Source organism: Agrobacterium sp. (assembly GCF_059499945.1).
The window spans coordinates 24374-36632 of record NZ_JCABZP010000009.1; the positions used below are offsets into that span (position 1 = coordinate 24374).

Annotated in this window: 10 protein-coding genes and 1 pseudogene; 3 read left to right on the plus strand and 8 right to left on the minus strand. The window is 56.2% G+C overall.

What is annotated here, in order from left to right; genetic code table 11:
* Window positions 1-31: 31 nt before the first annotated feature.
* Window positions 32-484, minus strand: a pseudogene (locus tag AC5I5B_RS06130) (Fic family protein); the annotation flags it as partial.
* Window positions 485-927: 443 nt separating this feature from the next.
* Here AC5I5B_RS06130 and AC5I5B_RS06135 point away from each other — a divergent pair.
* Window positions 928-2076, plus strand: a complete 1149-nt coding sequence (locus tag AC5I5B_RS06135) for an ROK family transcriptional regulator (protein ID WP_495752522.1) — start codon at window positions 928-930, stop codon at window positions 2074-2076.
* A gap of 74 nt (window positions 2077-2150) precedes the next feature.
* On the opposite strand, the gene AC5I5B_RS06140 is transcribed toward AC5I5B_RS06135, so the two are convergent.
* Genes AC5I5B_RS06140 through AC5I5B_RS06150 form a run of 3 tightly spaced genes read right to left on the minus strand, consistent with a single transcriptional unit; the run spans window position 2151 to window position 5154 of the window.
* Window positions 2151-2969, minus strand: a complete 819-nt coding sequence (locus AC5I5B_RS06140; protein WP_495752523.1) for a carbohydrate ABC transporter permease — start codon at window positions 2967-2969, stop codon at window positions 2151-2153.
* Window positions 2966-3916, minus strand: a complete 951-nt coding sequence (locus AC5I5B_RS06145; protein WP_495752524.1) for a carbohydrate ABC transporter permease — start codon at window positions 3914-3916, stop codon at window positions 2966-2968. The genes AC5I5B_RS06140 and AC5I5B_RS06145 overlap by 4 nt, the downstream gene beginning before the upstream one ends.
* On the minus strand, window positions 3913-5154 hold the full coding sequence (locus AC5I5B_RS06150; RefSeq protein ID WP_495752525.1) for an ABC transporter substrate-binding protein: 1242 nt from the start codon (window positions 5152-5154) through the stop codon (window positions 3913-3915). The genes AC5I5B_RS06145 and AC5I5B_RS06150 overlap by 4 nt, the downstream gene beginning before the upstream one ends.
* Before the next feature lie 284 nt (window positions 5155-5438).
* Between AC5I5B_RS06150 and AC5I5B_RS06155 the strand changes: the two genes are divergently transcribed.
* Both AC5I5B_RS06155 and nagB read left to right on the plus strand, forming a co-directional pair.
* A complete protein-coding gene (locus AC5I5B_RS06155) occupies window positions 5439-6578 on the plus strand; it encodes an ABC transporter ATP-binding protein (protein ID WP_495752601.1) in 1140 nt (379 codons plus the stop codon).
* Window positions 6579-6589: 11 nt separating this feature from the next.
* Window positions 6590-7336 (plus strand): glucosamine-6-phosphate deaminase, encoded by a 747-nt coding sequence (gene nagB, locus AC5I5B_RS06160; RefSeq protein ID WP_495752526.1) that lies wholly within the window; start codon window positions 6590-6592, stop codon window positions 7334-7336.
* A gap of 67 nt (window positions 7337-7403) precedes the next feature.
* Here the strand turns inward: nagB and AC5I5B_RS06165 are convergent, their stop codons facing one another.
* From AC5I5B_RS06165 to AC5I5B_RS06180, 4 genes are all read right to left on the minus strand, one after another.
* Entirely contained in the window at window positions 7404-9152 is a 1749-nt protein-coding gene (locus tag AC5I5B_RS06165; RefSeq protein WP_495752527.1) for an amylo-alpha-1,6-glucosidase, read from the minus strand.
* 60 nt (window positions 9153-9212) lie between these two features.
* Window positions 9213-10130: an ROK family protein gene (locus AC5I5B_RS06170; protein ID WP_495752528.1), complete on the minus strand. Its 918-nt coding sequence runs from the start codon at window positions 10128-10130 to the stop codon at window positions 9213-9215.
* A gap of 149 nt (window positions 10131-10279) precedes the next feature.
* Window positions 10280-11269: a DMT family transporter gene (locus tag AC5I5B_RS06175; protein ID WP_495752529.1), complete on the minus strand. Its 990-nt coding sequence runs from the start codon at window positions 11267-11269 to the stop codon at window positions 10280-10282.
* Between the two features lie 455 nt (window positions 11270-11724).
* Window positions 11725-12099, minus strand: a complete 375-nt coding sequence (locus AC5I5B_RS06180) for a VOC family protein (RefSeq protein ID WP_495752530.1) — start codon at window positions 12097-12099, stop codon at window positions 11725-11727.
* Window positions 12100-12259 lie beyond the last annotated feature (160 nt).

Genomic DNA, 12259 nt, shown 5'->3' on the forward strand with positions numbered 1-12259 from the left:
GCTCTTGATGAAGATCGAACCTTCCTATTTGTCATGAATTGAGAGGCAAGGGATCGGTGCCTTCTCCTAGAATCGCAAGGTATCGTCGATAGCTGAACACCCGGCCACGCTTGCGGCCGGTAACCTCATCAACGATGCCCAATCGCTCTAGATCGACGAGTGCCGCGTTGACCGTTGGTGCGGACAAGCCCGTTACCTGAACAATCTGGTTCGCCGTGTGAAAAGGATTCTGCTGGAAAAGCTCGTGAATGCGAAGGGCCGACCCTGCTCTATCACTCTCCATCGTTATCCGCTCCCGATCTTCCTTGAAAAGATCGACGATCTGAGTAGCAGCCTCAAACGCTTGATTGGCAGTGTCGGCGACGCCCGTCAGGAAAAACTCCAGCCAGGCTTCCCAGTTACCATGTTCGCGAACCTCTTGCAGTAGCCGATAGTATTCTCTCCGATGGGACTTCAGATAGAGGCTGAGGTAGAGCAGCGTCTTGATCTGAACTGATCTGAACCCTTCAAACTGGACCGTTTTTGGTTAGAGTTTTCCGTTCCTTTCCCAGCCAGGAAAATGCACCGGAAAACTCTAACCAAAAACGGTCCAGTTTGAAGGGTTCAAAACCCCGGAAATTCCAGCTCCCGCTGGCCCAAACTCGGGGAGCACTTCAAAAACCGCTGGAGCGAACTCAAAACCGGATAAAACTTGGGGCAAGGTCAGCGAGGCCGCAGGCGCGCTCAGAAAGAAAATACTCGCCATCTTTCCTGGACGCAATCATTGACATGTCGAACATTATTATTCGTCAAGCGAACGAACGATTTGCACTCAACCTGCTGGCATGGCATTTAAGGTTACTGCCTTACCGTTAAAGATGGAACACATAGATGAACGTATGGACTAATGCACCACCTATGCTTCGTCAAATTTCGGTGCGTGCTGCCATGGAGATTCTCCTCCATGAAGGGCCAACCTCGCGTGCGGACCTTGCAAAGAAGACGGGGCTCTCAAAGCAGACCATGTCCGAAGTAATCCGAACGCTCGAGGAATCGGGCTGGGTCAGGGTCAAGGGAATGGTTTCCGGAAAAGTGGGGCGTAGTGCCGTTACGTATGAAGTGGCGCCCGATGCAGGATGTGTGATCGGCATCGATCTCGGCGCTACCACGATCCGGGTTGCTGTCGTTGATATCGCTGGAAAAATATCGCAAGAACTCGAAGCACCCGCCAAGGGTCATGCGGGCAAGGACCTGCTTTTGTACGTCAACAGCCTTGTGGAAGGAAGCCTGAAGAAGGCAAAGATTCCGCGCAACAAGGTGCTGCTCGCTGCCGTTGCGACCCCCGGTGTTGTCGATCCAGAGACAGGAACGTTATCGCTCGCTCCAAACATGTCCGATACCGGCAGCCTGGATATAACGAAGACCTTGCAGGAGATTTTGCGCTGCGACGTCATCATCGAAAATGACGTGAACGCAGCTGTTATCGGCGAAAGCTGGAAGGGCAACAGCATTGGTCTCGGCTCTGTCGCCTTCATCTCCCTTGGAACCGGCATTGGTCTTGGAACACTCGTGAATGGCAAGTTGATGCGCGGCGCCAAGGGTGCGGCTGGCGAAATCTCCTACCTGCCCTTCGGTGCTGATCCCTATCATCCCGAAAGTCTGGAACGCGGTGCGCTCGAATGTGGCATCGGTGCGCGTGGCATTGTTGAACGCTACGGCCCGCATGACGGTTCGCTGACTGCCCGGGACGTTCTCGAGCAGGCGGACAAGGACGATGCGCAAGCGTTGGCGACGGTCAGGGAAACGGCAAGGCTGGCTGCCCTTCTCGTCGTTTCGGTTGACGCCATGCTGGACCCTCAGAAGATCATTCTTGGCGGCAATGTCGGACGCCACCCCTTGATGGTGCGCTTCATCCAGGAGGCGCTACCTGCCTGTACCAAACGGACCATTTCGGTTGAAGCCAGCACACTTGCCTCTCGCGCCACGCTGATCGGGGCGGTCGCAATCGCGCTTAACCAGTTGCACAATGACCTGTTTTCACCTCAGGACTTACCCAGTGAGATGCGCCTGCCGCCACCCGTTGCAGAAGTACTCTAACTGTCCTCTTCCATCACAAAGCCCGCGAATGATCGCCCATCCGCGGGCTTTGCTTTATAAGGCTTGGGAGGACCTTATTCCTTTGTCGCGCCAGCCATTATGCCGCCCATCATCAGGCGCTGCAGCGCTGTGAAGACCGCCAGCACTGGCAATACGGACAGAACCGACATGGAGAGCAGCTTAGGCCAGTCTATACCGAAGCGGCCTATCGAATTGGCGATGGCGAGCTGCAGCGTCCAGTGGTCCTGATCTGTGATGACCAGGAACGGCCAGAGATAATCGTTCCAGCGCCATACCAGATTGAAGGCAAGCAGCGTTCCGATTGCTGGAAGCGACAACGGCACGACAATGCGCCACAAAATCCGCCATTCGGGTGTTTTGTCGATGCGCGCCGCTTCGAGCAGACTGTCGGGTATATTGACAATATACTGGCGCATCAGGAACACGCCCGTCGGCGTCGCGGCCGGCGCAATGATGACGCCTGCCAGGGTTTCAAGCAAACCGAGATCACGCAGAACAAGGAAAACCGGGATCATGATGATCTGCAGCGGAACCATCAGCGACGACATGATTAGAAGGAAGAAGATCGTGTCACCCTTGAAGCGGAACTTGGCCAGGGCATAACCAGCCATCACGCTGATCGTCACCGACAGCAGGGCTGACACGATGGAGACAATGGCCGAGTTTTTGAAAAACACCAGGAACTTGGCGCGAGAAAGTGTGTTGACGAAATTCTCAAGCGTCGGGTTAGCCGGCCACAAAGTCGGCGGCCACTGGAAGATTTCCGCCTGCGGCTTCAGCGCCGAAAGGAACAACCAGACGGGCGGCAGAAGGAAGACGACAAGCACGAGGGCGAGGAACACCAGGCGCGTGGGCGAATAGACATTCGTCATGCTTTCCTCCTTGCGAGGCGCAGTTGAACGATCGCGAGGATCATCAGGACAACGAAAAGAACTGCCGACTGGGCCGCAGCAACACCGGCCTGCATGGGAAGCTGGAAGGCGGTGTCGTAGATCGTCTGGATGAGATAGACGGTCGCCTTGCCCGGACCGCCGCCCGTCAGCGACACGACCAATTCATACACCTTGAAGGCCTCGATCGACGACAGGACCACGACGACCGCCATGGTCGGCCGCAGAAGGGGAAGCGTAATATGGGTAAACTGGCGCCACTTGCTGGTGCCATCGATGGATGCGGCCTCGTAATAATCCGGCGAGATTGCCGTCAGGCCGGACAGGAATATCATCATATTGACGCCGGCCTGCCACCATACCCAGGCAACCACGACGGCAATCTGCGCCATCGTGTCCTGCTCGAGCCACGGAACCGGTGCGATGCTGGCCAGCGACAATACGTAGTTCACCAGACCATTGTTCAGCCCGAACAGCCAGCGCCAGGTAATGCCGATGATTAGCAGGCTGATCATGGACGGAAAGAAGACGATGGTGCGGGCAAAAGCAAAGAGCTTGGTCTGCGGCTGCAAAAGCACCGCAAGCGACAACGACAAAACGACGTTGAGCGGCACCGCTACGACAACGAACAAAACTGTCTTCAGCAACGAGATACGAAAGTCGGCGTTGTCGATCAGGCTGAGGAAGTTATCAAGGCCAACAAATTGCGGCACCGTTTGCGGCACCTGCGGCAGCACCACCACACCTCGCTTGAACAGCGACATATAGAGGCCCTGGGCCAGCGGATAGAGCGTGAAGGTGACAATCAGCGCCATAGTCGGCAGCATGAGGAAATATGGCCAGATTTTACGCTTTGCCTCGTCAATCGGCCTGAATGACGACGACCTTGCGGTCGTCGTCATTGTCTTCGAGGCGATGATCGTACTCACTTCGCGGCCTCGACCGCGGCGTCAGCAGCCTTCTTTATCTGCGCCACGGCTTCGGCGGACGAAATCTGCCCGGCAACTGCCTGGGTAACTGCCGTCTTTATCGGACCCCAGACGGCTTGCATTTCCGGCCAGGCCTGGTCAGTCGCTGCATAGACGGGGCTGGCATCGAGCTCGCCTTGCATGATTTTGACAGCGTCGGTCGCCTTGGCGTTTCCGTAGTCAACCGCGTCAGCTTTCAAATTCGTCGGAATGGCGCCCATCGATTTTGCATATTCCGCCTGTATCTTCGGGCTCGTCATCCACTTGATGAATTCGATCGACTCTTTCAGGTTGGGGCTGGTGTTGAAGGCCACCAGGTAGTCGCCGCCGTAGATAGAGGAGCGGACTGTGCCATAAGGCGTCGGCCCGGCCTGCCAATCAAACTTTGCATTTGCAGCAAGTGCCGGGATCTGCCAACTGCCCGACATATATGCGACTGCCTGATTGCCCAGAAACAGCTCCTTGGGATTATCGGAACTTGCACCGCTCCAAAGCCCCGGAGGCATGGCAGTCTTTGTGATTGCGATGAAATCATCCAGAGACTTCTGCCACTTTGCTTCATCCATAGTCACCTTGACCGGAGACTGTTCAGAGAAGATGTGATTGCCATACTGGAATTCGTGGACGATCCAGCGGCTGGCTGACACGTCCCAGACCAAGGGGTAACGGATACCGGATTTTTCGGCCACTTCCTTGACCTTGGGAATGAATTCTTCCCAGGTCCAGCTCTTGTCCTGGGCAGGAATCTCAACGCCAGCTTTCTTGAAGGCGTCGACATTATAGAAAATCCCGGTTGAGCTCACATTCAATGGAGCCGCAATGACCTTTCCCTCGAAACGGGCGCCGTCAGCCCAGCCCTTAACGAAATCATTGATCCATTCGGGACCGATTTCCTTGTTCAGGTCCGCCAGAAAAGGACGGATGACCGGCTCCATCGAAGAGGTCAGCGAAACATCGGGCATTATGCCAGAAGCCGCAAACTGCTGGAACTTCTGGATCATGCCGCTGTATGGCGTGATCTGGAGATCGAACGTTGTTTCAGGATGCTCGGCCGTATACTTTTTCAGTACGTCGCGGATGACGGCCTCCTGCGCGTCATCTTCCACATACCAAAGAACCTTGAGTTCAGTGGCCGATGCCGCCGCGACCATCAGCAAGGACGCCAATGCTGTCCCGCTTATCAATTTTAACATCTTCATCTGGTTCCCCTTTTTTCCGGCGCAAGGCGCCTGGATGACACGCTGAAGTGTGGGCTCACGACATAATCCCTTGGTGGGTCTCTGTTTGACTTGTATTTGTTCGTGACCAAGACGAATTAAATATGGAGTTTGTTCTCTGTCAAGCGCTCTTTTGGGTGAAACGGAGCGGTAAGACGCTCATGCGCGAAATTATGTTCGGCACCTTGACGAACTATAATAATCCGATCACAGTATCCGGGAGGCAAGCAATGACTTGTCACCGGATTAGAATAAGGGAACGAGAAATGGCAGGCTTAACGCTGGACGGTGTGGTCAAACAATACGGAACCCATCCCATTCTTCACGGCGTTGATCTTGCCGTTAAAGACGGCGAATTCGTGGTTCTGGTTGGCCCGTCGGGCTGCGGAAAATCCACCCTGCTTCGTATCATAGCCGGTCTGGAAACGACGACCAGAGGACAGATCTTCATTGGCGACGACGACGTTACGGGGCTGCAGCCAGGTGAACGCGGCATTGCGATGGTGTTCCAGTCCTATGCCCTCTATCCACATATGACAGTTCGGAAGAACCTGTCCTTTGGCCTGGAAAATCTTCCCCTGAGCAAGCAGGAGATTGACGCCAAGGTGGCGGAGGCTGCGCGCATGCTGGCCATCGAGCCCCTGCTCGACCGTCAGCCCAAACAGCTTTCCGGTGGCCAGCGCCAACGTGTGGCCATTGGCCGTGCGATCGTTCGCGACCCGAAGATCTTCCTTTTTGACGAACCGCTCTCCAACCTCGATGCGGCACTGCGCGTGCAAACTCGCGGCGAAATCAGCCGGCTCCACAAGCGGCTCGGCGCAACAATGATCTATGTCACTCATGACCAGATCGAAGCGATGACCATGGCCGACCGGATCGCGGTGTTGAATGGCGGCAATCTCGAACAGTTTGGCGCTCCGCTTGAGCTGTTCGAATTCCCCGCGAACAAATTTGTCGCCGGCTTCATCGGCTCACCGCAAATGAATTTCTACAACGGCGTCATTTGTGATGTGGAGGCCGAGAGCGTTTCCGTGGTCGTCGATGGTTTCGGCATAGTTCAGGTGCCGGTCGACGGCTCCGCCGCCGTAATCGGCGAAAAGGTTGTGCTGGGCATCCGACCCAATCATTTTCATCTCCCGTCGCAGACATCCGATCTGCGCCAGTTGGTCCGCTTTAATGCCGACTATGCCGAAAGCGTCGGCACGGAGACCTATGTCTACGGCAAAATCAACGGCAACGATACGGCAACAGTCGTCCATCTGCCCGACCACGTGCACGTCGCTGAAAACGACACGATCGAATTGGGCATCGAGCCGGCGCGTTTCCATCTGTTTCACGGTCAAAACAACCTTTCCTTCTCCAGACGCCGTGCCGATGGCAGCATCATTGCCCTACGCAAGAAGTGAACCGCGCTGCCATGCTCGTCTCTTCCGTCCAGAAATTGATCTTTTCCACAACTGATGCTGTGGCTCAGGCAGTCGCAGATCGGATCGCTGAGGTTATTCGCAGCAAGCCTGCTGTCGTTCTCGGTCTGGCCACAGGCGGGACCATGGAGCCCGTCTATGCCAGGCTCGTGGCTGCATTTCAAAAAGGAGAGGTCAGCTTCGCCGGCGTCACGAGTTTCAATCTCGATGAATATGCCGGCCTTTCCGCAAGCCATCCGGGCTCCTATCGGAGCACGATGAACAGGCTGCTATTCGATCATGTCGATATCGACAAGGAGCGGACGTTCCTTCCAGAGGCATCTCCCGGTGCACCAGATAAAGCCGGCGAGCATTACGAGCGTATGATCGCGGAAGCCGGTGGCATCGATTTGCTATTGCTCGGCATCGGCCGCAACGGTCATATCGGCTTCAATGAGCCAGGATCGGTAGAAGACAGCCGTACACGGCTGGTTGAACTGCATCAGGATACGCTTGAGGCAAACGCCCGATTCTTCTCCGACCAGCCGGTGCCAGCCACGGCCATCACCATGGGTATCGGCACGATACTGTCCGCAAAGCAGATCGCCTTGATGGCGACAGGTGCCTCAAAGCAGGATGCGATCCGCCGCGCCACCGGTGGCGGCTTCCAGATCGATTGCCCTGCCTCGGCGCTGCAAAAGCATGGTGATGTCCGCTGGTTTCTGGATACCGCCGCCGCTGGCCTGCCGATGGCGGCCTGACCTTTCCAGATTTGAGCATTGCCTCCCTGAAAACCAGAAAGGCCGGCTTGTCGCCGGCCTTTCTGGTTTATCGTACTTTGCCTTCAGCGATCACCGCCTCGATCCTCGGCTTGAATTCGAGGATCGCCGCCGCAGACATACCGGTCCAGCCCTGAAGCAGGGAGCCGCGCCCGAAGGGTGGCGCAAAATATTCGACCGAACCGATCCAGCCATTTTCCAGGCTCGTCTGCCACCAGCGCAGCATGGGGTACTCCCAGCCATCCAGCCCGAACTTCAGCCTTTGTTCGGCATAGAGACCGGACAGATATGGCCAATCGGACCCGTTGTGATAGCGATAGGCAAAGGCGGACTTGGCGCGTGTATCGGCAGGCCGCTTGAACGGCGGCCAGGCACACATCACACCCCAATCGCCATAGGGCTGCCTGGCATTGTTGCGTGTCTCGAGCAGTTGTGAAGCATGCTCAAGCACGATCTTTGCCCGTTCCGCCGAGACCGCGTCAAAGCGCAGAAGCGTGAGGCTGTCCAGGGCCAGGTGATCCTCGACAAAATCGGCCTTGGTGCCATAGTCAGCATACCAGCCGGACGCAGTCAGCAGGGCATCATCAAGCGAGGCCCGTGCCTTGATCGCCGTTTGCCGTGCTTGATCGGCAAGCTTGCTGTCGAGTGATCCTCCGAATTTTTCGATGACGTCGAGCGCCCCGATCCAGAGACCGAGATCATAGGCAACGTACCCGTGCCGATAGACGTTATCAGCCCAGTCACGGTCGTGACGTGGTTTCTGCGGCAGTCCGTTTCCAACCTTGTCGAAGGCAAGATAGCGATGAAAAATCGCTTCGACCTTCTTCCAGTGTCTGGCCAGCACTGCATCGTCGCCCGTCGTCCGGATATAGTCGCCGATGGTAAGAATGAAGAACAAGGGGCTGTCGAAATGATCGCTCCACCAGTCTGTCGGGCGCAGATGCTCCATCTTGTAGTCCGCAGCTGTGACCCGGAATTTTTCCCATTCCAGTCCCTGCTCAGGCCCGGTCAGGATGACGCCGCTTGGCGCCTCGCCATCGGGCTGGATGCCCGTTGCCAACAAGTCGATCTGGTCACGAACCGCATCCGTATCGAGGAATAGCAACGCTTGCAGTGTCCAGTATCCGTCGCGATAATAGGTGCGGGTCGGAGCGCTGTAGGCCTGTCCGGCCGCAAGCCCCAGAAACGTGCCGTCCTCTGCACGGCGAATACTTGACAAGGAAGCATGCGCACTTTGGACCGCCATGCTCCTCAACAAAGCAGGTGCTGACGGCAGAAGGTCGCAACGCGCAACATAGGCGTTAGCTTCGGCGATGATGGCATCGGCCGAAAGTGCCAGACCCCGTTCGGCTTCCGAAAGGCTTGCGCCGACTGCGATCACGATGACACCGTTTCCACGGTCCTCGACGATGGTGACGCCCCAGGTCGTTGTCGCAATACGACGAGCGCCTTTACGGATAATTTTCTGCGGCTTCGTCAACGTTCCCCACCATGCACAACGGCGCGCAGGACGCACCGCCTTGATGGTGGCGCCCGTGAGGACGAGCACGGGCGCAGATTGCGCGACATGCAGACTGTGTCCATTCGCCGTCAACCTGTTGGGTGCATAAACGAACGGTCCGGTCCAGGGCTCCAGGAAAACATTTGCCATCTTGCCGCAACCCCAGAGCGACAGTTCAAGGCGACCGTCGGGAAAGATGTCTCCCTGCAGCCGCGGCGCCATGAAAGCCAGTTGCAGCGGTCGCGTGCTTTCAACGAAGCCGTCAGGTCGGGCGTTCGCCATCGGCATTTTCTGCATTTTGCTCTCCTTTGACACAGCCTCAGCCATATGTTCGTCCGTGCGCGTTGACTGCCGACGTCAGCCAAGCGCGGCGGCGCGATGTTCAGTTTTCCGGATGGGATGCCTTGCGGCAAGCACGACAGCTCCCATCAAGCCGGCTCTTGCGCCGAAGTGGCTCGGTTCAAGGCGGCAGGAGAATGGCAACAGCGGCCTCAAATGCGTTTTGAGAAGCTCCAGGAATTCGATCTGGCTACCAATGCCACCGCCGATAACGGTGACGGCTGGATCAAACAACGCGTGAACGGCAGCGATGCCAACCGATGCAGACCGGGCGATTTCATCGAGCGCCGAAAGTGCCTGGTGGTCTCCACTGCGCGCCGATGCGAACAGGTCCGCAACCGTACCTTCGTTGCTGACAAACCGGTCCCTTATGCCACGGCTGCCTACGGCATCTTCATAGAGGCCATTTTCGGAAAGCGGAGCGGTCCCGTGGGGCATCGCTCCGACAGGGAGGTAGCCGATTTCCCCTGCCCGACCGAACTCACCCCGCCACAGATCACCATTGACGACCAGCCCCATGCCTACCCCGGTTCCGAACGAGATGAATGCCAGCGAACTTTTACCTTGCCCGACGCCTGCCCATGCTTCGCCATATGCGGCAAGATTGACATCATTCTCGACGTAGATTGGGCATGCAATCCGCGACGCCATCAGATCGCTCAGCGAGCGATCTGATGGAAGGGCCAAATTGGGTGACAGGGATGCCAGACCGGTTGTCGGCTCGACTGCGCTCGGGATGCCGATGACGACACAGTCCACCTCATCTACCTGACCACCGACATCAAAGATCAAATTGTGGATCATCAGGGCCATTTGGTCCAGCACCGGCGCGCCTTCACCGTGCAATGTCTGCTCCTCGCGCACCGCCAGAATGCGGCCGCTGGAATTTGCAATGCCGGCAAGGATTTTGGTGCCGCCCAGATCAACACCGATCACATATCCCGTATCCCTCACCTCAACGGAACCATTGCTAATCGTCGATGCGGACACTCCGTCAGGACAGGGCCTTGCCGAACTACACATAAATACTTTTCCTAATTTGTTCGGTATGTTGACGAATTTATTATGGTGCACGCCTCTTCTTGTCAAGCTGCCGCCATGTCAATTTCCAGTAGACGCTGCCGCTCTTGCGCCAGCGCAATTTTCCGTTCGCGGTACCAGATGAACAGACCGGAACCGATCAGCACCAGCGTGCCCAGCAAGGTCCAGATGGTCGGCACATCGCCGAATATGACAAAGCCCAGAACAAGAACCGCGAGAAACTGAAAATATTGCAATGGCGCGAGAAAGGATGCCTGCGCGTAACGATGGGCTTTTATGTAAAAGTAATGGCTGAGGGCACCGAAAAGTCCCGTTGCGATCAGCGGAACCCAATCAGTGGAACTTGTGGGCCAAACCCAGATAAAAGGCATAGCCGGCGTCAGGATAATTGAAGGAAAGGCAGCCATGATCAGTAGCATGCTGCCGGCGGATTCCGTTGCCGCAAGACGACGCGTCATAATGCTGTAACTGGCGCCGATCAGGACGGACAGGATGATGAGACAGAAAGCGGGGTTGAATTCGCCAACGCCCGGTCGCGTGATGATCAGCACGCCAACGAAACCGATAAAGATGGCTGTCCAGCGATAGCGCCTGACTGTCTCCCCCAGAAAGAAAACCGAAAGCAGAGTAACAAAAATCGGACCCATGAACTGGATCGACAGGGTCTGAGCAATCTGAAGATAGCTCAGCGCCAGAAAGTTCAGTCCGGTGCACACGATTTGAACGGCAGCACGCGCGGCCTGCAGTTTCGGCGCAGTGGTCCGCCAGGCCGAAGGCGCGCTCCAGGGATTGAGCAAGATAGCCACAAGAACGAAGTGAATGGTAAAACGGAACCAGACAACTTCGATCGCCGGGACATTCGCGCCGCTCAGCTTGGCGCTGCTGTCGAGGCAAGCAAATAATGTCACAGCAATCAACATCATGCCCGCGGCTTTGGCTTTGTGATCCGTGGACGGCAACAAACTGTTTTGTGTCGTTTTCCGCGGCATGCCGATACTCATCTTTAAAACCTTCAACAAAATGCCTGCGCTCATTACCGTTCGTCAACATGACGAACTAATATAAGGACTAACCGTGGTTTACAATGATAAAATAAAGACCAGCTTACCGAAATATCTCGACATTCCAAAAACTCCAGAACGCAAATGCCCGGCGGCATGGGCAATCCGCCAGGCAAAGGTCGAGCATGCGGAAACGGAATTCGGGCTGAAATATTTGGCGCCGTTCATGGCTTACGTTTACCAGGCGGAAGTGCTTAATACCAAACATCGCAGAACCTGCGCCTGAGCAAATCTTGCGACTTACAATAATTCTCAAGCGGTTCATCCGTCGTTTTAAAGCTGCCGAGGCCGCAACTGCTGCACAAAACGCGTTTAATGCCTTCGATGTCTAAGCTCTTCTATTCGTCAACGATCATCCCGAATGTCGCTGGGGATGTTGCCCAAACCACCAGGTTGCTTTAACGACAATGTCTTCTTCCGCGCCGATCTTATTTCGTTGGCTGAGACCGCACGGTGAGTTTGTTTCCGTCCGGATCGCGAAGATAGGCGACGAACGCTCCGTTCGGACGCTCCGCAGGCGGGCTCTCGATCGCCGTGCCACCATGCATGACACCAGCCTCGTGCCACGCCAGCACACGATCGGGGCTCACAGCGGCTATACCAATAGTCCCCCCGTTGGCTGCGGTCGCGGGCTTGCCGTCGATCGGCTTCGTGATCATCAGGCGACCACCCTCGTGGGCATAGATCAGCCTTCCTCTCGCATCCATCTCTCCGGGCTTGCCTCCCAATGCTGCGAACGTGGCGTCGTAGAAGCCTCTCGCCCGCTCCAAATCGTTGCTTCCAATCATGACGTGCGTGAACATGCTTCATCTCCAGTAAAATATCGATGGTCGCCAAACGCCCGATCAAATAGAAACCTGTTTTCCAGGGCTCTCGCTCAGCGGGCGTCTCGACCGGTACAACAATAGAAGAGCTTTCAAGTTCTTGATGAGATTCGAACCCGCGCATCTGGTCAAGTAAGCG